This is a genomic window from Vibrio sp. 704 (assembly GCF_033339295.1).
This window is the reverse complement of sequence record NZ_JAWOUH010000012.1, coordinates 106,004-129,068: the sequence shown is the minus strand read 5'-3', so window position 1 is coordinate 129,068 and position 23,065 is coordinate 106,004. Positions and strand designations below refer to the sequence as shown.

The following is a 23,065-nucleotide window of genomic DNA, read 5'->3' as shown; positions in this document are numbered from 1 at the left end:
GATTACTCCTGCTCTTACTGGTTGCACCATTAGTTTGGTACAACGGTGCTAGAAGGGAAGTGCGTCCATCACATCAAAGCCGTTTATTCCTTAGAAATTTAATTATTATCGTCGTGGCTATTTGTTTGTTTTTTACACACGAATGTCGTGCCAATTCGCTTCGATATAATCAATGCAGTCTTGCTTTAGTGACGGACCAAATGTGCTTTTCCAGCCAGGAGGGATCCCTTTGAACTCAGGCCATAAACTATATTGATTGTTGTGATTAATCAGCACAAAGAACTGGTTTTCAGGTTCGTCAAAAGGATTAATGTATTTCTCAGACATAGTTAACTCCAATCATAGAAAAATCAGGATTCAAAATTAAAAACATATGACAACCCATCAATGATGCCTCCGCGCCAACACAGGCGTTCATGTCCACCATCAAAGGTGCGAAACGATAACCGATGGTTTTGTTGCTTAAGTTGCTGGTACAGGTCTTGGCTCAAGTCCACCATGATGTCTTCCCCTAACCCAACTTCCATAAAAACACTTAGCTTTACGTTAGAACCAAGGCCAGAATGAACCAATTGACTCATTTGAGTTAAAGGTTCGCTTGTTTGAAGAGGAGAATATTCACTAGGTGGCTTCACTAACGAAAAATCAGGCCACCAGAATGAACCCGACTGACAAACAACCGCACCAAAACGGTCCGGATGGTTCAATCCGGCATACATCGCACTCAAACCACCAAGGCTTTGCCCAACAACAGCCGTACGATTAGCCTCATTAGTAATTGGGAAATAATGACCAACCAACGGCAGCAGTTCTTGAGTGATAGCCTGCCAAAACAAAGGGTTGCAACTGAATTCTTCACTACGCAGCGCTCCATTGATTTCATCAATGAAGACATACAAGGCAGGTGGAAGCTGACCGCTGCTCGTCGCATCGGTCAGCGCACTGAACAGAGGCATGGATTGAGACCAAAATTGACCATCTAAGACTAAAACCAATGGCAGTTCAGCCATTTGGTCAGCGCTGGCTGTCGAATACAACCAAACATAGCGCTCATTACCTAAACACTGGCTAGTCCAAGCCAGCTGCATGCCCGCTCCTGCCTGAACATTGCCATTTTTTGTATCGAACCTTGACCAAGCACTTTGCGATACTGCCTTTGGCATAGATAGCGGCGTTTTCGAACGTCCCCATTCGCAGGCTGACAAATTGTTTTTACTTAAATCATCGCGAACACTAAGAGGAAAAATGGTTCTCAACCACTCCCGATGCTTGGTGCGTTTCTCTTGGTATGTTCCGTGGTACGCTGGTTGGACGCGTTCATGTGTCACTGGAATAAACGTGTAGCTCCCACGCCACGTACTGTTTACCCTTGCCTTATAAAACCAAACATCCGTTCCTTTGACATGAGTAAGCCTTGCCATATCAAAGCTGTGATGATCAGTAATACCATTGATATCAATGTATATTTCCTTAACACTGTCATCCGTGTTTCGCCAAAGAAATAGCAGCTCAACGCTTGTATTATCTTGGGAAAGGATAAAAGGTGTTCCTTTTGTCTGCACCTCGTTCCACCAACATGGGGCTCCTACTTCTTCATTATCTTCAAGTAAACCACTTAAAACACTATTGATATTCTTATTTTCTATTATTCGAAAAGCCTTTATATCCATCACAAATCCAACTTGTACGTCGATACTTCATGCATATCTTCTAGTAATGAGATGGCACAAACTTATATCATCATTGTTGTGAATAATAATAATTATCATTAGTATTATTGCCGCAACACTTTTTTACATAAATGTTGTTACAACATCAAATGTTTTCTTCTTTTTTTATTAAGGAATACTCAGGTCATGAAGCCCATGGATTTAAACAGTGGCATAACCATCACTAATACTGGCAAGACTAAACTTGCCATGCTCATTGGTGTAATTTGCCTTGGAGCCAGCACCACTCTTTCAGCAGAGCAAGTGGACAACAGCAATACTAAGAAAGGCCAAGAAACCCTAACAACCCTAGAAACCATTGTGGTACTTGGTGAAAAACTCGGTGGTACACTTGCTGAGAACACAAGCTCAGTCACCGTTTTTACTGATGAAGCAGACAATGGCGAAGATCAAACATACTACGATCTACTCGATCGCGTCCCGAATGTACTGAATGCCCCTTCTGGTATTCCACATATTCGAGGTGTCGATGGTCGTGGGCCTGGTGAAGGCTTCCTTTCCTTCATGACAGGAGCGACACCAAGGGTGAATACAACCGTTGATGGCGTGTCAGAGTCATGGACTGGTGAAGCCTTTGGTAAAGCCGGATTGTGGGATACAGAACAAGTAGAGATTTATAAAGGCCCTCAATCAACCAACCAAGGCCGAAATAGTATTGGCGGCGCGGTGGTCATCAAAACCAAAGATCCAACGTTCCACTTTGAAAGTAAAGTTCGTGGTGGCTACGAAAACGAAGATGACAAATATCACTTAGCTGGTGTTGTTTCTGCCCCAATCGTGTCTGAAAAGCTCGCATTTCGATTAGCCGCCGAGGGCACAAAGGGTAATACACCAATTGATTACTCGCTGCCCGATAATGACCAATATCCATGGGACCCTTCTGAAGTTGAATCCTATAATGTGAGAGGTAAGCTGTTATTCAAACCGATGTCTAACGATAAGCTTACGCTAAAACTAACATTGGCTAGCCGTAATGAAGAAGGTCAATATACAAATCTGGTTTCTGAAAAAGGTAAGTTTGAATACATTGATGAAAACGGTACTCGACGTCAAACAACCGAAAGCTGGAATGCAAATTTTGACATAAATTACTTAATCAATGATGAATTAACCCTTGATGTATTGCTTGCGCGCCGAGACTATAATACGAAATTCAAAGCTTATCCTCGTACGGACTGGTGGGGTGATGTTGATGAAAAAAACTACACAGCAGAAGCGAAGCTATCTTATAACTCGTTAGATGACAAATACAATGCCATTGTCGGGGTAAGCAGTTTTTACAAAGATCAGGATACGCAAACAGACTCGATGAAGCGTAAAGATAAAGTTCTGACCAACTCAATTTACTTCGATTCAAAAGTCCAGCTCAATAACCGTTGGGGCTTGCTACTTGGCGCTCGTTACGAAAAAGATGAGCTGAAGCGTGATTTTGACCACGCAAGGTTCCCACTCGATTTCAATGCTGATGAAAGTAACGGTATTTTGCTACCAAAAGTCGGTGTAACTTTAAATGTATCAGACAATTCAATGCTTGGACTTACTGCTCGTAAAGGATACAACGCTGGCGGACTTGGATACAACGAGTACCAACAACAGGTCTTTGTGTTTGAGCAGGAAGAAGTCTGGACTTATGAGCTAAGTTCCCGTTCAACTTTCCTTGAAAATAGACTTGGTTTGACTGCAAATGTCTTCTACAACGACTATGAAAACTATCAAACGGTCGTGTATGGTGACAGTGGAAATCGTTTCGACAATTACATAGCAAACATCCCTAAAGGAAAAACATACGGTACTGAAGTTGAAACCAATTACTGGTTTGACTCAGGTCTGGACGTATTCGCATTTGTAGGCTTGTTAAAAACAGAAATCACCGAAGGACCAAGCGGTACTGTTGAAAACTTAAATGGGAATGAGTTCAGTTATGCACCTGAAGTGTCGGCTGGTCTTGGCTTCACCCAACAGCTAGATTCGGGCATTTTCTTTGGTGCTCGTGTTAATCACGTAACGGATTACTTTACAGATCTCGCCAACACCCGAAGTACGTCAGCAGGCGACTACACCATATTGAATCTCAATGCAGGTTATGCCATGAATGATCTCACCATTCGGGCCTACATTAAGAATGCAACAGATGAAGATTACGTTCTTCGCCATAAGAATGATCTTATCGAAATGGGCGGACCTCGTACATTCGGTCTTGTGGCTGATTACCAATTCTAACAACACAAAGTGCTACGATGTTATTGTTATATAGTAACTTAAGGATGTATTGTCTATTAAGGCAGATAAATCTGCTTTTTTCGTAACGTTTATTAAGTACATCGTGACTTGTGTGTACGGCATGTATAGAGAATAGTATTACTCCCTACCAAAGACAAAATAAAGAATCGCAATTAGTCAACTCAATGGATTCCAAAGGAATCCATTTTTTTCTTCACAAAGCTAAAATGATTAACTACGGTATATCAGTGAATACCTGATGCTCATCAGCCAAGGGCAACTGTTGTACTTGTTGGGCTTCAGCTTTCTGTATGGTTTACTGCATTCGGTTGCCCCTGGACACGGTAAAACGGCAGTGACGTCAATGAGCTTGATTCATGGCTACCGTCGCCGACAAGCACTTGTGTTAATGGCGATTATTGCCGCCCTACAAGCCGCGAGCGCGTGCATTCTTTTCGTGATTACTGCCAAGATTGCAGAGCAGTTTGCTTTCAGCCTTTCCGATAATGTTCGTCTGCTGACGCAAGGTTGTGCGGTGTTTATTGTTTTATTGGCGCTGAAAGAGTTTGCGTCGGTGGCCAAGCGCCGCATCAAGCAAACACGATCTCAAGAAGATGATGATTCCGCAGGTTCTAATGACAATATTTCATGGAAAGCACTGCTACTCATCGGCTTCCGCCCTTGTACTGGGGCGGTGTTAGTTCTGTTTCTCTCTAACATGCTAGGCAGCTTAATGTGGGGCATGGTCGCGACATTCGTGATGGCTTTAGGAACGGCAATGACCAACTCGATATTGGTGTTCAACGCTTTAACGATTCAACGCCAAATGAAAAATCACAGCGCCAAACCCAATGCCAACTTGAGCAATACGCTTAACCTCGTGTTAGCAGTCACCATGGTGGCATCGGGCTTTATTCTCTATAACTTTGCCAGCGTGGCAGGATTGCAGAACTTCGTCAGATAAGTACCGCCAGCAATAAACGCAAAAGCCCCAACACTTGGTTGGGGCTGAATTTACATTGATTTGTATTTCAATACTGCGTGTTACTTAGGCTCGCGCAACAGGTACAGCATCAGCTTCAATGGCGTTTTCGCGATAATGCTGTGAGGCAAATGCGCGTCCATCAACAACCAAGCGCCAGCTTTTAGTTCCTTCGCCTCTTCTTCTAACGTGAACGTACATTCTCCTTCGAGTATTTGTGCAATCGCTGACACTGCTGCAGTATGTTCGCTCATTTCTTCACCTTCGGCGAAACCGAAGATAACGTACCAACCATCAATTGGACGCCAGAAAAAACGGTGAAGCAAGTTGGCAAACTCCCGATTCAAGTCAATTTATACCTGCGAACCTTAAACGGACGATGGGTGGCAAAGCTCCTCGAGCAAGGTTTAAGGATACCGTTGGGGGGAAGACGTTCTTTCTAAATGCACCATGTTGAATAAATACAACATGGTGGTTCTGTGTACGATGTTGACAACTTAAGAGCCCCCGTAATACAACACGAGGATTAACAACGAATAGCATTAGAAGAATGGATTACTTTTAGTAAGGCAAAACCCAATTAACAGGATATGAATGAGTATTTACTCTGTCTTATAATGGGGCATTTTCGATTTAGAAATGGCAGCGTATCGACTGCGATCGCTGCCATTTTAGTATGATACTTTAATACTCAGTATGAATCTTTATTACTTGGTATGAGACTTTATTACTCTCTCACATCAATTGAAGTTTGGAATCTAGCGCCTTGGGCGCTTACTTAAGCCCTTAGAGGGCGTCACCCAATAAGCCTCCGGCTTTGCCGGAGGTCATTTAACTTGAAACTTTTGTGTAACCCTAAAGTTTCAATACACCCTCATTTACTTCATCCAATATTGTATCAACAGCTTCTCTATTTGCGTTTATACAACTATTTTTAAGGGTTTCAGCAGCAACTTGAGGGTTACTTTTTGTCGACAAGTCTATTTGAAGGTGAGTTGTATTGCCATTGGATTCACTTAACCTAATTGACATAACATCGCTCGGAAACTCGCTTTTACGATTATTAATCAAGTTGGAGAGCGCTTCGAACTTACCGTGCAAATGTTGTGCTGGCCCAGCTTCACTTTTTGTCAATTTTTTTGTGCTAGATCCGATCGCATAGATACTTCTATCATGCATATCATAATTATATAACTTATTGAAATCGAACCTAGAGTTTAGTAATTCCTCTATAGTTTTGTAAGAATGGAGATATTTTCTATTATAAGAAATATCAGTAACCAAACCATTTTGCTGGTTATATACAATCCGAACTGACGCTCTATCCCAATTGTTTTTTCCTACATACTCATACCAAAAAGATGCAGGCACAGCTGTTTGAGACAGCGTCTTCGAAGCGCTATAGAATGCATCTCTGAGCATTCTTTGTTGCTCTGTACTGAGCTTTTTAATATCAATCTGATTACCTTCATAAAATTGCTCGCGGCAAAAGTCACGATAGTTAGACCATTCATCGCTGATAGTTATGGGAATGTTTCGTTCAACAGTTTTCAAAGTCCCATTTGACGTATGATTTGGGTCCCGCTCTATTAATTGGGCAATGTCGTCACCCAAGCGTATTCCATCTATAGATATAGTATTTATGTCGGAACCCTCAAATACAGGGGGCTCACTCAATTGCTGACAATGAGCGTAAGTTGACATGGCAACTATTACTGAAGTAAATATATAGTAGATTGATTTCATATTTCACCATTCCCGTCGTTGAAATTAATGAGTGTAGTTGTCTAGCACTCCATTTACGAATTTTTGCCATTAGGTTGAATGCGATAGTTTTACAACCCACGTGTGTTTACAAAGCAAGCCATTCTCGTTGAAACCAACGTTTAGTGAGTGAATAGGACACAATCTGATATAAAACTCAGTTAATTGAATGAAAGCGCATAAAATAGACTAGAATGGTAAAAGCTCTCAATGGAAGGTAGTTATGTAGTGAAAATACACCAAGTAAAAGATATGATGCTTTTGTTGACGAGCATACCCTTAAACTTCTAGAAGGTTTAACTGTAAGCGCCTATTTAAACCCACCTACCAATAACTCAGTATTCTAGGCATAGTGATTCCGCAACCAAAAGTATCGGTTGTCCAGAAACCTTTGCTGCCATCGTTACTGCGAAATACGTTGATGCATTACCGCTGTACCGTCAGGTTGATATCCTCAAGCGAGGCGACATCGATATTAGCCGAGGAACACTTGTAGGAGAGGAATAAAGTTTCATACTAAGCAGTCAAGTAACCCTGTTTGTACCGTTCTTAATGATACTCACCCAGAAATAAAGATTCATACTAATTCTTACTACAAAGTCTGAGTCACGCTACAACTGAGTAATAAAGTATCATACTGGTTGTCTTGGGCATCCACAGATTGATCGGCCCCATTCAAACACGTTTCTGGACAGAAACTTGTTAGCTTAAATGACTTAGTTGTATCAAGATCAGGTATGAAAAAGTATCTTGAAACCATAGTCTCTTGTTATGTTTCTACTTACACTAAAGTTGAACGAGACTTTTTAATATCTATTTTATGTCCGTAAGCTTTGAAATAAATCGAGTGCTCAGCTAATCTATAGTCAACTTTTGGTCCAACAATTATTTCATCAACCATAGAAAAGAAATCAATTTTGTGTTTCACAAATGGCATTGGTAGGTTACCTCTAGCTCGCCAAGCAGACCTGTTATCATTAACAGAAACAGTCCCAAACAATCGCCACTCTTTTTCTTCAGAAAAAATAGAGTGTTTAAAATAACAAGCCAATTCCCTGAACTCCGCAGTTGACTCCACAATCAGCTTTTTTCTATTTACTTCATCAAGTTCAATATCATAGTACTTGTCAACATACTTTTGAATAATCGAATTTATAACTTCATTCTTTTCTACGTCTGAGTAAACACATCGCTTTAACTTAAATCCTCTAAAAGAGTCTGTTGATTCAATTTTAGATTTATCAAACCCAACACAAAATCCACCATCATGACAATACCCCCTCCATTGACTTAGCAAGTCTGGCGCTTCTGTCAGAGAAAACACAAATGTTCGTGACATAGTACTTTCTGGGCGAACATTCATTATCAAGTTATCAGCTATGGAAGCTATTTTCCGATCTCTTGACGCTTGCAATTTTTTAATCGCTGGCCAAGCCAAATCAAATCCATGCTCCCATTCTTTATTATCATTCATATACTGGATTTGTGATGACCAAATTTCCCCATCCATCATACCAAGAAGTCCATCTGCACTCGTGTAATGATACAGTTTTTTATCTAATTCCATTTGCTACCCTTACAATAAATTTATTCTAGGTTATGAACGCAACATTCGAACAACACATAACGCTTATTATATGGCGCTTGCCTTATTTTATCAGCACATTGTGCCGTTTTACCACGCTTATCTCAATCGATAAACTTTGTTATTTCAATGGCATAAATCAATTGCATGGACGCTTGGTTGCTTACTTAAGTCTGAGCGCTACTTTATCAAACCTTTTAGGCATGGTGGAATTAACCCCCGTGATACAACACGGGGATTAACGACGCACAGCATTAGAAGAATGGATAACTTCTAGTAGGGCAAACCCCATTAACAGGATGTGAATGAGTAAAAGGTCTATCTAACAATGGGGCAAAAGCGTGTTTTGGGTTTTAGCAACAAGAGTCAGTACCACTTACACTGACTCGATATTGAGGTAGTGTTACTTGGTCGAGGATTTGCTTGGCTTTAAGCCGGGAGTGTTTCCTGGAGTTTTTTTGTTGTCACGTCGACGTTGATCTGGCTTGCCGGTCGACTTGGCTATTGGTTTTGGCCCTGGTTTCAAACCCATGATTTGATCCTTTTTATTTAACGAGGTTATTCCTCGTTGTATAATCTTTGGGCAGTGTTGATGGCTTTCAAGATGTGTATGAAAAACAATCTAAAAATATCCCCAATATTTCTTGTTAGTAACTCATGTTTTGATGCGTTTTAAAATGTACTGCGACAAGTTGGAGGCACAAGATGGATAGAATTACCTCAGGTCCACGACGGCTTAGTGTTGAAGAGATACAAGAACTTCGTCGCGATATGGAAGAATCTTCAATTTGGGCCAAAGCCGAACTAAAACGCCGACGAGACGCAAAAAATCAAAAAAATTCTGCGCATGGTATAGATGATGGTATCGAGAAAGGTGGCATTTCTAACTAGCTGTTATTTAGATGTATTTTGTGCTCGTTGATCTTCGAGTGGGAATAATTTTCCTCTAGACAGTTGAGTTTATAAGAACCAGCCTTCGGGCTGGTTTTTTTGTACTTCAAGTTTGTGAAGAGGTGGCTCAACTTTTTTTTGAGAGATATATACATGCGGTTAAATTAAATATATATTCATTTTAATTGTTTAATTATCATAAATGGTATTGCTATGGAACAGGCTGACGTTACCTCTCTCATTCCCATCCTTATTACTCTTTTCCTCGCGCTGACCACAAGAAATGTCGTTGTTGGTTTATTCGCCGGTGTGGTGAGTGGTGTCGCTATGCTTGAAGGGACATTTGTCGAAAAAGGGCCACTAGACTCGTTTAGTGCATTGATGAAAAGCTATCTACTGCCGCAATTAACTGACAGCTACAATGCGGGCGTCATTTTGCTCTTGGTCTTTATTGGTGGCTTTGTTGCCTTGATGGAGAAATCTGGCGGTGGTGTGGCGTTTGCTAAAAAGGTTACTCAATGGGTTGCGAGTAAATGCCAAGCTCAACTGTCCGCATGGTTCGGTGGTGTGGTTATTTTCTTCTCAGACCTTGGTACACCACTGATTGTTGGCCCTGTTTTTCGCCCTTTATTTGATAAGTTAAAAGTATCACGCCAAAAATTAGCTTTTATTATCGACTCTACTTCCTCTCCCGTCGCAATCTTGATCCCTTTTATCGGATGGGGCGTTTACATCATGGGATTGATTCAAAAAGAGTTTACTGCCCTGAATGTCAGTATGAGTGATTGGGATGCTTTCATTGGTGCGATCCCGTATCAGTTTTACGCCTTTCTTGCGATCGCGATTGTGCCGATTGTCTCTTTCTTCAAATTAGATTTCGGACCGATGGCGAAGGCTGAGCAACTAGCAGAGCAGGGCTCCGACTTTGGGAAAGTGCAGGAGTCCATGAATGTGTTTACGCATAAAAATGCAAAATCTAGTTTTGTATGGGCACCTTTGCTCGTTATGCTGGTGGTTCTATGTACCATCCTCGTGCCACACGGTTTTCCATTTCAAAAAGTGGCAGGATCAACGTTTAGGGCTGCACTTTCTTCTGCATATTTCTTCGCGGCCTTCACTTTAATTGCGCTGATGGCGTTTTATGGCGTAAGAAAGCTTTCGGATGGTATTCAGGTTTATCTGAAAGGGATGTCAAACATGATGTCAGTGGCGGTGATTCTGGTATTGGCTTGGGCGCTTAGCTCGGTTGGGAAAGAATTAGGTGCAGCTGCATACATTGCTGAACAAGCTCAAGCCGGTTTCCCTTACTGGTTATTGCCAGCGGTTGCGTTTTTACTGGCCGGTATTATCTCGTTCGCTACGGGATCATCTTGGGGGACGTTTGCCATCATGATGCCATTAGTGATCCCAACTGCCGTCGCGATTGATGCACCACTGTTGGTTTGTATTGGTGCGGTATTATCTGGTGGCTTGTTTGGCGATCACTGTTCTCCCATCTCTGAAACTACGATTTTGTCGTCGACAGGAGCGGGGTGTGAACAGTATGAGCACTTCCGTACACAATTACCTTACGCATTACTCAATGGAATGATCGCATTGGGGTGTTTTCTTTTAGCTGGAATCAACGCCTCACCAGTGATTGTGCTTGCCGCAATTATTTCTCAGTGTGTGGTTTATTTTGTGCTGTCTAAACAAAAGTCAACCGCGAAGCTAGAGGTGGTTTCGGCAGATCAATAAAGAGAGAAACATCACAAAGCGGAGGCTCACAGGGTCTCCGCTTTTCTTTTGAGTCAAGGTAACATTTTTCTTGTGACAAAATGTGTGTGAGGACCTATTTATTCATTTTGTCTCGCAGAATCAACGTACTTGGCTCGGTGTTTCGTATATATGATCCACTATATGTCTAGTTATTCCTCGTATATTGTATTGTTGAAATCCGGAGACTAGACATGTTTGCACTCAAACATCTTCCTCTTGCATTGAGTTGTGTCTTAGCAGCACAAGTGAATGCGAGTATGAATATTCAGCCCGATCCGCAAAATCCGAATGGTTATGTTATTGCTCGTGGTGACGTTCAAGCCGTAGAGCAAAGCAAAACTTCTGATCCTATGTATGCCATTTGGTCACAAGCATTAGAGACACGCCCGAACTCAGTAGTTGAAGCGATTGTTCCAGGGGCGACAACCAACCCAGAAAACGTGAAGCGTGTAGAGCGTGTATTCCCCGAAAGTGAGTGGGACTTCCTGACTCAAATGGCGGCACCTGAATACACTTACACGCGTTTCCTACGTGCAATTGGTAAGTTCCCTGCATTCTGTGGTGAGTACACAGACGGTCGTGATTCGGATGCAATTTGTAAAAAATCGATCATGACAGCGTTTGCTCACTTTGCACAAGAAACCGGTGGCCATATTTCGATCGATAACGTATCGGATAATCCGCTAGGGTTGGAAGAGTGGCAGCAAGCTTTGGTTCATGTGCGAGAAATGGGATGGTCTGAAGGGCAAGAAGGTTACACAACAGGTTGTGGTCAAAATGACTGGCAAAACAAACGCTGGCCATGTGAACCTGGACAAGGTTACTTTGGACGTGGTGCAAAACAGCTTTCTTACCATTTTAACTATGGCGCGTTCTCTGAAGTGATGTTTGATGGTGATGCATCTGTATTGCTAAAAAATCCAGGCTTGGTTGCGGATTCGTGGCTGAACTTAGCATCGGCTATCTGGTTCTTCCTAACCCCACAAGCACCGAAACCTGCAATGCTACATGTGATTGACCGTACTTGGGTGCCTTCACAGCGTGAGCTTGATGCTGGCATTGGTTACGGCTTTGGTACCACCATCAACGTGATCAATGGTGGTATTGAGTGTGGTGAGCAAAACAAGGATAAAGGTCAACCTGTTAACCGTATTCGTTATTGGGAAGGTCTTGCCGCCCATTATCAAATTCCAATTGAAGCCGATGAGACCAATACCTGTTGGCAGCAGACGCCTTACGGTAGCTTAAATCTGAATGGTGCGACAGACGTGTTGTACACCAACTGGGATGGAAACTGGAAATACTACTCAGATCGTCCGGGAGGCCACTCTTTTGAATGTGAACTTGTTGGTTTCCAAACGGCTTACTCTGCGCTAGTTGCGGGTGATTATGAGAAATGTGTAACTAACTTCTACCAATCTCATGCGGGTTGGCCAGAAGTTCGTGTAGTTGACAAGTTAGATCCAGTGGATCCGGTCGATCCGCCTGTAGGTGGTGTGGCAGCTTGGGATTCTGGCAAAGTATATAACACGGGGGAACAAGTCTCTTACCAAGGTGCTGTTTACGAAGCGAAATGGTGGTCACAAGGTAATGAGCCAACGAAAGGAGACCCGTGGAAGCTGGTTTCAGGCACTCCTACGGAGCCGCCTACAACGGAACCTGAACCACCGGTGACTGAGCCAGAGCCGCCCGTCACAGAACCTGAGCCGCCAGTAACCGAGCCAGAACCACCAGTGACAGGCAATTTTATTCAGTGGGAGCCGGGTGTAACGCAAGTCGCTAACGGCGATAAAGTGACGTACCAAAACAAATGTTTTGTTGCGAAAAATGGCCCAGGAGTGTGGGAAAGCCCAACGCAAAGCAACTGGTTCTGGGACGAGATTTCTTGTCAGTGATCGAGTAAAAAACAACCTAACCATCTATAAAGACTCTGCTTTTTTGCAGGGTCTTTTTTTATATATGTAGTGGTTTATTTATGGAATCTAAGTTTTCAATAACAGCTTTTCTCTTTTGTTCTGGAGCCCATTAAAATTCGCGCGCATTTTTTATCAACATTTTTGAAAAAAGGTATTTGTACATGTCGACAAAACTGGCTAACCCAGCACCGCTAGGTCTAATGGGTTTCGGTATGACCACTATTCTGCTCAATATTCATAATGCAGGATTTTTCCCAATTGACTCTATGATTCTAGCGATGGGCATCTTTTACGGTGGCCTTAGCCAAGTAATCGTTGGCATCATGTGCTTTAAACGCGGTGATACATTCGGCACAACTGCGTTTACTTCTTACGGTCTATTTTGGCTAACATTGGTTGGTCTAATCGTAATGCCTCACATGGGTCTTCCTGCAAGCCCTGCAAGCTTTATGGGTTGGTACCTAGCGCTTTGGGGCATCTTCACTGGTTTCATGTTCATTGGTTCTCTATGTTACCCAACAGCGAAGCAAGTGGTATTTGGTTCTCTAACTATCCTGTTCTTCTTGCTTGCTGCTCGTGATTTCACTGGTAGCGAAGTGATCGGTGCTATCGCTGGCTTCGAGGGTATCTTCTGTGGCGCAAGTGCAATTTACTTCGCAATGGCGCAAGTACTGAACAACGAATTTGGTCGTGAAGTGTTACCTGTCGGTAAAGCAAAAATCGCTCGTAAAGTTGAAGCGGTTATCGCCTAAGCTGTTACTCATAATGAAGAAAGGGGGATTAACCATTGGTTAATCCCCCTTTTTTATGTCCTCAATCGGACCACTGCTTTTTCTTATTTATGTGATAACGCTATGTTGATGGTTGCTCAACAGTTTCTGCGCTATTGCTGTCTGCCGTTGGAGCTTTACCCGTTTTACGTCGGTACTTATCTTCCCAGTAATCTGCGCCTTTAATGCCCAGTGCAACAGGGTTAAATGTAAAATCGGTCACACCACGTTTTTGTTGTTCTTCGTAGTCGTTCAGTGCTTTGAGTGCAGGCTTCGACATAAAGAAAATGATCAAAATACCGATGATGTTTAGCCACGCCATCAGTCCTACACCTACATCACCCATCGCCCATGCTAAGTTGGCGGTTTTCACGGTTCCGTAGAACACGGATGAAATAATGATGACTTTCAGAATAAACATCAGCCCATTTACTTTGAACGTACGACGAATGTAAGCAATGTTCGTTTCTGCAATGTAGTAGTAAGCCAGAATGGTCGTAAACGCGAAGAAGAATAGAGCGATTGCGATGAATGGTTTACCCACGCCAGGTAGTGCGCTTTCGATCGCCATCTGTGTAAACACAGGGCCATTTGCACCAATATCCGCTGGTAGGTTTTGAACCAGGAATGTACCTTCAATCGCACCATTTACGTTGTACGCGCCAGTGATAAGAATCATGAACGCGGTTGCTGAACACACAAGTAGTGTATCGATGTAAATAGAGAAAGATTGAACAAGACCTTGCTGAGCAGGGTGATCAACACTCGCTGCTGCTGCTGCGTGAGGACCAGTACCTTGACCTGCTTCGTTGGAGTAGACACCACGTTTTACACCCCAGCCGATTGCTGCACCAACGCCTGCCATTGGTGTGAACGCGTCACCAATGATCATGCCGAAAATGCGTGGAACCTCACCAATGTTTAGAAGGATGATGACAAACGCAGTAATGATGTAAGCTAACGCCATAAATGGCACAACGACTTGGGTAAAGTTCGCGATACGCTTTACGCCACCAAAAATGATGAAAGCCAAAATGACACAAACAACCGTACCAGTGAAAATTTTAGCAAAACTGAAGGTACCAATAGCGGTTTCAATCATGTCACCTGAGCCAAATGCGGCTTCTACTGCGTTACCGATACTGTTCGATTGAACGCCAGGAAGTAGAACACCACAAGCAAAGATGGTCGCGATAGCAAAGATCCAAGCGTACCATTTTTGTCCCATTGCTTTCTCAATATAGTAAGCAGGGCCACCACGGAACTCGCCTTCGTCTTCTTCTTTATAAATTTGTGCAAGTGTTGATTCTGCGTATGCGGTTGCAGCGCCAAAGAAGGCAACGACCCACATCCAGAATACTGCGCCTGGGCCACCGAAACCGATAGCAGCAGCAACACCAGCAATGTTACCTGTACCTACACGGCCAGATAGTGAAACGGCAAGTGCCTGAAATGATGATATCCCTTTTGTTGAACTCTTCCCTGAAAGTAATAAGCGCCACATCTCAAAGAAGTGACGAATTTGTACAAAACGCGTCATGATTGAATAGAACAAACCTGCGCCAAGGCACAAATAGATCAGTACCGGGCTCCAAATAATTCCATTCAGAAAATCAACTAATGACTGCATGAGTATTTTCCCTGTTAGTTGTGTTTGTGGTTGTTTTTCACACAATACATTACCCTTTATGTAATGCAATTGTTAACTTTTTTAGCTACAAATCCTTTGTAGCGTGATGATGAACACAGAATGGAGAGTAGTTGTTAAAATTTGGTTCTTGTTGCTTATTTGCTCCTTTTAGGTAGAAGATTTGCCTGATGATTAATTATGCAGCACATTGTCATTTAAATGTGCTGCGATTTTGATGAGTTAAAAATGCCAGTGGTTATGCATTTTGTGGAGTAAGTGTCTGCCTGTTTTTTGTTCAGTTATGTCCTCAGGAGTAACGACAAAGGTTAAGCTCCGCATTATCCATCACTTTTGCTTTTTCACCTTTCATTACGCTTGCTAGCAATTGACCTGAACCACAAGCCATCGTCCAGCCCAGAGTTCCGTGTCCGGTGTTAGTAAAAAGGTTATCGTATTTAGTCGCGCCGATAATTGGTGTGCCATCAGGCGTCATTGGCCTAAAGCCGCTCCAAAACTCAGCTTGGCTGAAGTCACCACAACGAGGAAAAAGATCACGGATGACCATTTCGATGGTGTTTTTGCGCTTTTGTGGAAGGGAAGCATCAAACCCTGCTAATTCTGCGGTGCCAGCTACGCGAATTCTGTCATCAAATCGAGTCATAGCGACTTTATAGGTTTCATCCATCACAGTAGATCGAGGAGAGAAGTGTTCATCTTCCATCGGGATGGTGAGTGAATAGCCTTTGACAGGGTAGACCGGAATATCAATATCGAGTTGCTTGAGTAGCGCTGTAGAGTAGCTTCCAGAGGCCACCACATATTGGTCTGCTTTAAATTGTCCTCGGTTCGTTTGGACACCTATGATCTTTTTGCCTACTGTAACCCAATTGCTTACTTCAGTATCGAATTCAAATCGGACACCGTGTGCCTTAGCAAGCTCCGTTAGTTGTTGGCAAAATTGATGGCAATCGCCCGTTTCGTCATCAGGTAGATGCAAGCCACCAACCAGTTTGTCTTTCACAAGTGCAAGCCCTGGCTCTTGTTCAATACATTGTTCGACGTCCATTAGCTTAAATCGGGTTCCGCTTTGTTCAAGGAGCTGCATGTCCTTTTCAATGGCTTGCAGCTGTTGATGTGTTCGGAATACTTGCAAGGTCCCAAACTGACGTCCTTGATACTCAATGGCGTGTTCTTGGCGTAACTGTTCTAAGCAAACACGGCTGTGGTTAGCGATCGAAAGCATGCGAGCCTTGTTAACTTGATAGCGAGGTAGGGTGCAGTTCGCGACCATTTTACTCGCCCAGCGGATCATGTCGGCATTCAGAGTGGGTTTGATTTTAAGTGGAGCATGCTCCTCCATTAACCACTTAATGGCTTTAACAGGAACACCAGGCGCAGCCCAAGGCGAAGAATAGCCATATGAAATCTGCCCGGCATTGGCGAAGCTCGTTTCCATGGCACTGCTTGGTTGGCGGTCAATGACGGTAACTTGATAGCCTGCTTGAGATAAATACCAAGCAGAGGTTAAGCCGATAACGCCGCTGCCTAATACGATGACTTCCATTGATGCACTCCACACATTTATCAGAGTGCTCAGTTTCTTTTCTCTACCTTTTGTTAACAATCGATATAAATTACACACAGCGTTTAGAAAAACTATAGGCTCAAGGATGAAAAGTAATCTGATAAGTGGTTTGTGTTTATTTAGCCAAGTCGCGGAGTACAACAGCTTTACTGGTGCTGCAAGACATTTACACCTCACCACTGGTGCCATAAGCCAACAAATTATTCATTTGGAAGCGTTATTAGGTTTTACTTTATTTGAACGCCATTCTCGCGGTATTCGTTTAACCGTAAAAGGCACTCAGTTACACCAAGCGACGCAGTTTCACTTTTCGGAACTGAGCAAATTGCTTGATGAGCTCAAAGTAGAAAAGCAAACCAATGAAATTCGTTTGAAGTTGACGCCTTCTTTTGCTTTCAAATGGTTAGTCCCAAAGCTCGAAAGCTTCCATCATGATAATCCGGATATCCAAGTACAAATCTTTGCGGAAGGTGCGCTGGTAAATAGTGAGATAAAAGACTATGACGTCGCAATTGACTATGGTCTTCATCCTTATAGAAATGCTAACGCGGAGCTGATTTTGGATGAGCATCTGCTACCGGTGATGAGTCCAAAATACCTTGAGGATCATGGCTGGCTAAAAACGTTGTTTGGTGAGCAAAAAAACTCAATGCCAGTGAAGCAATGGCAAGAGGCGACGCTACTACACGATGCGATGCCATGGGAAAAAGCGACGCGTGACTATGAGTGGCTATATTGGGCGTCAGCGATGGGGTTGGATTTTAAAACCGATATCGGACACTTTTTTAATCGAACGGATATGGCAATGTCTGCAGCCGAAGCAGGCGTTGGGATTGCGATGGCACGAATGGCACTGATTGAGGATGAATTGACGACAGAGCGTTTGGTTTCTCCATTCAAACCGATTCCTGCTAATGCAGGGTATTACTTGATCATGAACACACGTACGAATGCGACAGAAACGTTTCGTCACTGGTTACTTGGACAGTTGAAATAGCGTTTTATCTCTGTGATTCATCCCTACGTTATTTGTTGAAAAATTGGGCAATATAAGTTTTAAGCAAGGTAAGTGCTTTTCTTGCCGCTATTTGAGTGATGAAAGACAGGGAAGAACATGAAAGACGAAACGCTATCCATCCATTTTGGTTACGAAACTGACCCTACCACTAAATCTGTCGCGACGCCGATTTATCAAACAGTCGCGTACGAGTTTGACAACGCGCAGCATGGTGCTGATCTGTTTAACTTGGAAGTGCCGGGGAATATCTACACTCGCATCATGAATCCGACTAATGACGTGCTGGAAAAACGCATGGCAGCGTTAGAAGGCGGCATTGCTGGATTGGTCGTGAGTGCGGGGAGTGCAGCGATTAACTATGCGATTCTGACGTTAGCGCAAGCGGGCGATAACATCGTTTCTACGCCGCAACTTTATGGCGGTACTTATACCTTGTTTGCGCACATGCTCCCAAATCAAGGTATTCAGGTGAAGTTTGCTAAAGATGACAAGCCAGAAAGTTTGGCCGAATTAATTGATGAAAATACCAAAGCGGTGTACTGCGAGAGCATTGGGAACCCTGCGGGCAATATCATCGATTTAGAACGTGTGGCGGAGCTTGCTCATGCACAAGGCGTACCTGTGATTGTGGATAACACCGTTGCGACGCCAGTGCTTTGCAAACCCATCGAATTTGGTGCGGATATCGTAGTTCACTCTCTCACTAAATACGTTGGTGGGCATGGCACCACATTAGGTGGCGTGATTGTGGATTCCGGTAAATTCCCTTGGGCACAGCACAAAGACCGCTTTCCTGTTTTCAACCAACCAGAACCTTCTTACCACGGCGTGGTGTATACCGAAGCGTTTGGTGAGGCGGCATTTATCGGGCGTGCGCGTACCGTACCACTGCGTAATACCGGAGCCGCATTATCACCGATGAATGCATTTATGCTTATGCAAGGGTTAGAAACGTTACCGCTGCGTATGGAGCGCCATACCGAGAACACACTCAAAGTGGCTGAATTCTTGGAACAGAATGACAAAGTCTGTTGGGTAAGTTATGCCGGATTGCCAAGTTCTGAACACTTCCATCTCGCCGAAAAATACATGAAAGGTAAGCCTTCTGCAATTTTGTCGTTTGGTTTAAAAGATGGTTATGACGCTGGTGTGCGTTTTTATGATGCTTTGAAAATCTTTAAGCGTTTGGTGAACATTGGCGATGCAAAATCATTGGCTTGCCATCCTGCATCGACGACTCATCGTCAATTGAGCGAAGCAGAACAAAAACAAGCTGGTGTGTCTCCAGAGATGATTCGTTTATCGGTGGGTATTGAACATATTGACGATATTCTAGCCGATTTAGAACAGGCACTAAACTCGTAAAACGATTCTGTTTTTAGCTTTGGGTTACCCATAGGCCAGCCTTTAAAAAAGCTGGCCTATTTTTATTTTATTGTTTAAATATCAAGGGTTTTGGTGTTTTTGGTTTGTGGCATTCCAAAAGCTCATAGAGGGTGAGATTTATTCTCTTGTCACGTTTGGGTTTGTTCCTGATGATGTGTGCAAGTATTACACATTGGAAGGGACTCAAATGTCTTACGTATTTCACCGTCACTGCCATGCCACGCTGCCAATCATCGATAGAGGTGAAGGTGTTTATCTATTCGATAAGCATGGAAAGCAGTATCTCGATGCTTGTGGTGGGGCTGCGGTATCAAACCTTGGCCACAGTCATCACGCCGTTAAAAAAGCCATGTTGGAACAGATCGAGCGAGTGCCATTTGCTCATACTGGATTTTTTACTAGTGACAACAGTGAGCGCCTAGCAGAATTGATTTGTCAGCACATGCCTGATCAGTTCAACCATGTGTATTTAGTCAGTGGTGGATCAGAAGCGGTGGAGTCGGCACTAAAAATGGCGCGGCAGTATTTCGTGGAATCAGGTAAGCCAGAGAAAAAGCAGTTCATCGCGCGTCAGCAAAGTTATCACGGCAATACCTTGGGGGCTTTGGCTGTCGGAGGTAATGAATGGCGACGTGAACCGTTCAAACCCATCTTACACCCGAGCCATCATATCGCCCCTTGCTATGCTTATCGTTATCAGCAGAGTCATGAGTCGGAATTGGATTACTCATTGCGAGCGGCGAATGAGCTAGAGGCAAAAATTCTTGAGTTGGGGGCTGATAATGTCATGGCTTTTGTCGCCGAGCCCATTGTGGGAGCCACCGCTGGAGCTGTGCCTGCAACGCAAGGTTATTTCAAGCGTATTCGCGAAATATGCGACCAATACGATGTGTTATTGATCTTGGATGAAGTCATGTGTGGCGTTGGACGCAGTGGCAGTTTTTTTGCGTTTGAGCAAGAAGAGGCAGAACCCGATCTGGTGTGTATGGCTAAAGGGCTTGGTGCGGGTTATCAACCTATTGGCGCGGTGGTTGCGAATGATCGAGTCTATCAAGCTATTGCTGATGGAAGCGGTTTTTTCCAACATGGTCATACCTTTATGGCGCACCCTGTGGCGTGCGCTGCTGCCGTGGCGACCATTCAAACCATCTTCCAAGATGATTTATTAACGGCGGTGAATCAGCAAAGTGCTTTGCTGCGTAATGAGCTTACTTCTGCATTGGCCCATTTACCGTATATTGGCGACATTCGTGGTAAAGGCTTGTTTTTTGGCATTGAGCTGGTGGCGGATAAAGAAAGCAAGGCGCCTCTGAGTAAAGCCACATTGGCAGACAAACGCATCAAACAGCGAGCAATGGAAAATGGCTTAATGTGCTATCCAATGGGCGGAACGATTGATGGCGTTAATGGGCACCATACCTTGCTTGCGCCGCCATTCATTATTCAGCCTCACCATATTGATGAGCTAGTTGGCAAACTCTCATTAACGCTAAAAGAGGTAGCGAAGGAATGGAATTAGAAAATCGATGTATACGAGAGCCTATCGCTATTATCGTGGCCCCAAACGGTGCAAGAAAAACTAAGCACGATCACGCCAGCTTACCCATGACAACAGACGAACTGGTTGCAGAGGCTATCGCTTGTCAAACGGTAGGGGCTGCCATGATCCATTTGCATGCTAGAGACGCCAACGGACGTCATTCATTAGACATCGACGGCAACATGGCAATTTACCATGCCGTGAAAGAAGCGGTGGGACAAAACATGATGGTACAGCTCACCACAGAGGCGGTGGGCTTGTATTCTCCGCCACAACAGATGGCGTTAGTTAAAGCTGTGAAACCAGAAGCGGCTTCTTTTGCATTGAGGGAGTTAATCCCTGATCGCGCAAGTGAGAAAGAAGGGCATGCCTTTTTCCATTGGGTGGCAGAACACAACATCGTGAGCCAAATTATTCTCTACGATGCAACCGACATTGAACGTTATTTCCAACTGCGTGATGCGGGCGTGTTACCTAAAACGCATCAGCATGCATTAGTGGTGTTAGGGCGTTATCACCAAGCTCAACAGTCTTCGCCATGGGATTTACGAGGTTTGAATTTGGCGCGTTTTGTCGAGGAAGAAATTCGATGTGCCATTTGTGCTTTTGGCGCGCGAGAGCAAGACTGTTTAGCGAGTGCGATGTTACTTGGATTCGATGTGAGAGTGGGGTTTGAGAATAACCACGTCGATGTGGCAGGCGAATTAGCAATCAGTAACGCGGCTCAGGTGGAAGCTCTACGCGATGTGGCGCATCGCTTTGCTATTCCTTTACACAGTGCGCAAAGTTTGCGTTCAGCTTTGAAGTAAATCTGCTCGCGGAAAAGAAAAAAAGAAGAAAGGAAAGTAAAAAGGCTCCATCGGAGCCTTTTCGGTATTTGTCGTTAGTTCTCAGTTTGCGCTACAGGTTGACGAGCGGGATGTTTGATAAACACCGCGACAACAGCCGCTATCGCTAATGCAAAACAGTAGTAAGAATTGGCAACTACTTCAAGTGGCGATAGGTTGAATACGGAACCTAGCAGCAGTACTTGAGCACCGTAAGGCAACACGCCTTGCACCACGCATGAGAAAATGTCTAACAAGCTTGCTGAGCGGCGAGGAGAGACATTATTCTCTTCCGCCAGTTGGCGAGCAACGCTGCCCGATACAATGATGGCTACGGTGTTGTTTGCCGTACAGCCATTGACCATTGATACCAAACCTGCAATACCTAGCTCGCTTGCACGACTGTTCGCATGCTTAGAGTGACTAGAGCCAAACGCGTGGATAAGGCTACTAACGAAATTTGTTAGAAAAGCAAGACCACCTTGGCGACGCATCAGTTCACTCAAGCCACCAATCAGCATGGATAACAAGAAGATCTCTTGCATGTTACCAAAGCCTTTGTATACGTCTTGGGCTAGATTAGTTAGTCCGTAATTGTCAATCGATGCCAAGCTCACGCCGCCAGCCAAAAGAATGCCAATCGACAGAACCACAAACACATTCACACCAGATACCGCTAGGATCAAAATAGTGATGTACGGCAAGACTTTTAGCCACTCAATATCGCCAGTTGCAGGCACTTGAGTCGCAGTACTGTTGAAAGCGAACACTGCAATCGCGATCAACGCCGCAGGTAAAGCAATACGAATGTTCTCTTTAAACTTGTCTTTCATCTCACAACCTTGAGAGCGTGTCGCCGCGATGGTGGTGTCAGAGATGATAGAAAGGTTATCACCAAACATAGCGCCGCTCAGTACAACGCCTGCGGTTAACGGTAAGCTCATTCCTGCTGATTCAGCAATACCCAACGCTACGGGGGCAACGGCTGCGATGGTACCCATCGAAGTCCCCATTGCTGTTGCGATAAAAGCAGAAATCAGAAAAATGCCCGGTAAAATCATGCTGGTTGGAATAGCGGATAAACCAAGGTTCACTGTTGCATCAACACCGCCAGAGGCTTTTGCTACCGCAGCAAAGGCACCTGCAAGCAGATAGATCATACACATTGCGATGATGTCTGGGTGGCCAACACCACGCATGAAGTGTTCGATTGAGCGGTTAAGTTTCTCTTTACTTAAAAGAAACGCAATGATGATGGCTGGTAATACCGCGATGGGTGCAGGCAGCTGGTAGAAGGCAAATTCCACGCCTTGCAAAGATAAGTAAGTGCCTACGCCAATAAATAGCGCAAGGAATACAATTAATGGGATCAGTGCGACCGCAGACGGTGCAACTGTTTTAGTAGTTTGTTGGGAACCGGACATGTAAACGACAATGTTAATGATAAGAGAGAAGAGCAGACT

General features: G+C 43.9%; 18 protein-coding genes and 1 pseudogene. 11 read left to right on the top strand and 8 right to left on the bottom strand.

Annotated elements, in window-relative coordinates; all coding sequences use genetic code 11:
* Positions 1-132: 132 nt before the first annotated feature.
* A complete protein-coding gene (locus R7R24_RS16510) occupies positions 133-327 on the bottom strand; it encodes an MbtH family protein (RefSeq protein ID WP_017634326.1) in 195 nt (64 codons plus the stop codon).
* Positions 328-350: 23 nt separating this feature from the next.
* The gene (fes, locus tag R7R24_RS16505) at positions 351-1,670 is read right to left on the bottom strand and encodes an enterochelin esterase (RefSeq protein ID WP_053306971.1); all 1,320 of its coding nucleotides are present in this window, start codon (positions 1,668-1,670) and stop codon (positions 351-353) included.
* 186 nt (positions 1,671-1,856) lie between these two features.
* Between fes and R7R24_RS16500 the strand changes: the two genes are divergently transcribed.
* Positions 1,857-3,950 carry a TonB-dependent receptor gene (locus tag R7R24_RS16500; protein ID WP_017634328.1) on the top strand — a complete coding sequence of 698 codons (2,094 nt, stop codon included), beginning with the start codon at positions 1,857-1,859 and terminating at the stop codon, positions 3,948-3,950.
* A 259-nt stretch (positions 3,951-4,209) separates the two neighbouring features.
* Positions 4,210-4,914, top strand: a complete 705-nt coding sequence (locus tag R7R24_RS16495) for a nickel/cobalt transporter (RefSeq protein ID WP_170897313.1) — start codon at positions 4,210-4,212, stop codon at positions 4,912-4,914.
* 80 nt (positions 4,915-4,994) lie between these two features.
* Here R7R24_RS16495 and R7R24_RS16490 read toward each other — a convergent pair whose 3' ends face one another.
* Positions 4,995-5,258 (bottom strand): cupin domain-containing protein, encoded by a 264-nt coding sequence (locus R7R24_RS16490; RefSeq protein WP_250155004.1) that lies wholly within the window; start codon positions 5,256-5,258, stop codon positions 4,995-4,997.
* A 529-nt stretch (positions 5,259-5,787) separates the two neighbouring features.
* On the bottom strand, positions 5,788-6,678 hold the full coding sequence (locus R7R24_RS16485; protein ID WP_213899783.1) for a hypothetical protein: 891 nt from the start codon (positions 6,676-6,678) through the stop codon (positions 5,788-5,790).
* Positions 6,679-7,062: 384 nt separating this feature from the next.
* Between R7R24_RS16485 and R7R24_RS16480 the strand changes: the two are divergent.
* Positions 7,063-7,188 (top strand): annotated as a pseudogene (locus R7R24_RS16480) (IS66 family transposase); the annotation flags it as partial.
* 289 nt (positions 7,189-7,477) lie between these two features.
* Here the strand turns inward: R7R24_RS16480 and R7R24_RS16475 are convergent.
* Positions 7,478-8,263 (bottom strand): DUF2971 domain-containing protein, encoded by a 786-nt coding sequence (locus R7R24_RS16475; protein WP_213899784.1) that lies wholly within the window; start codon positions 8,261-8,263, stop codon positions 7,478-7,480.
* A gap of 723 nt (positions 8,264-8,986) precedes the next feature.
* Here R7R24_RS16475 and R7R24_RS16470 point away from each other — a divergent pair.
* From R7R24_RS16470 to R7R24_RS16455, 4 genes are all read left to right on the top strand, one after another.
* The gene (locus tag R7R24_RS16470; protein WP_025594098.1) at positions 8,987-9,172 is read left to right on the top strand and encodes a hypothetical protein; all 186 of its coding nucleotides are present in this window, start codon (positions 8,987-8,989) and stop codon (positions 9,170-9,172) included.
* A 213-nt stretch (positions 9,173-9,385) separates the two neighbouring features.
* Entirely contained in the window at positions 9,386-10,909 is a 1,524-nt protein-coding gene (locus tag R7R24_RS16465) for a Na+/H+ antiporter NhaC family protein (protein ID WP_064353653.1), read from the top strand.
* A gap of 212 nt (positions 10,910-11,121) precedes the next feature.
* Positions 11,122-12,825, top strand: a complete 1,704-nt coding sequence (locus R7R24_RS16460) for a chitinase (RefSeq protein ID WP_054579030.1) — start codon at positions 11,122-11,124, stop codon at positions 12,823-12,825.
* A gap of 182 nt (positions 12,826-13,007) precedes the next feature.
* Positions 13,008-13,598 (top strand): acetate uptake transporter, encoded by a 591-nt coding sequence (locus R7R24_RS16455; protein ID WP_005381682.1) that lies wholly within the window; start codon positions 13,008-13,010, stop codon positions 13,596-13,598.
* 100 nt (positions 13,599-13,698) lie between these two features.
* On the opposite strand, the gene R7R24_RS16450 is transcribed toward R7R24_RS16455, so the two are convergent.
* Positions 13,699-15,246, bottom strand: a complete 1,548-nt coding sequence (locus tag R7R24_RS16450) for an alanine/glycine:cation symporter family protein (RefSeq protein ID WP_005381681.1) — start codon at positions 15,244-15,246, stop codon at positions 13,699-13,701.
* Between the two features lie 307 nt (positions 15,247-15,553).
* Positions 15,554-16,810: a D-amino acid dehydrogenase gene (locus tag R7R24_RS16445; protein ID WP_025768866.1), complete on the bottom strand. Its 1,257-nt coding sequence runs from the start codon at positions 16,808-16,810 to the stop codon at positions 15,554-15,556.
* A gap of 106 nt (positions 16,811-16,916) precedes the next feature.
* Here R7R24_RS16445 and R7R24_RS16440 point away from each other — a divergent pair, with 106 nt between their 5' ends.
* The 4 genes from R7R24_RS16440 (at position 16,917) to R7R24_RS16425 (ending at position 21,584) form a co-directional block, all read left to right on the top strand.
* Positions 16,917-17,828: a LysR substrate-binding domain-containing protein gene (locus tag R7R24_RS16440; RefSeq protein ID WP_053302974.1), complete on the top strand. Its 912-nt coding sequence runs from the start codon at positions 16,917-16,919 to the stop codon at positions 17,826-17,828.
* A gap of 117 nt (positions 17,829-17,945) precedes the next feature.
* Positions 17,946-19,214: an O-acetylhomoserine aminocarboxypropyltransferase/cysteine synthase family protein gene (locus R7R24_RS16435; protein WP_054579031.1), complete on the top strand. Its 1,269-nt coding sequence runs from the start codon at positions 17,946-17,948 to the stop codon at positions 19,212-19,214.
* 208 nt (positions 19,215-19,422) lie between these two features.
* Positions 19,423-20,754 (top strand): aspartate aminotransferase family protein, encoded by a 1,332-nt coding sequence (locus R7R24_RS16430; RefSeq protein WP_054579032.1) that lies wholly within the window; start codon positions 19,423-19,425, stop codon positions 20,752-20,754.
* Positions 20,745-21,584: a 3-keto-5-aminohexanoate cleavage protein gene (locus R7R24_RS16425; protein WP_054579033.1), complete on the top strand. Its 840-nt coding sequence runs from the start codon at positions 20,745-20,747 to the stop codon at positions 21,582-21,584. The genes R7R24_RS16430 and R7R24_RS16425 overlap by 10 nt, the downstream gene beginning before the upstream one ends.
* Positions 21,585-21,658: 74 nt before the next feature.
* On the opposite strand, the gene R7R24_RS16420 is transcribed toward R7R24_RS16425, so the two are convergent.
* Positions 21,659-23,026, bottom strand: a complete 1,368-nt coding sequence (locus R7R24_RS16420; protein ID WP_005381672.1) for a Na+/H+ antiporter NhaC family protein — start codon at positions 23,024-23,026, stop codon at positions 21,659-21,661.
* Between the last annotated feature and the right edge of the window lie 39 nt (positions 23,027-23,065).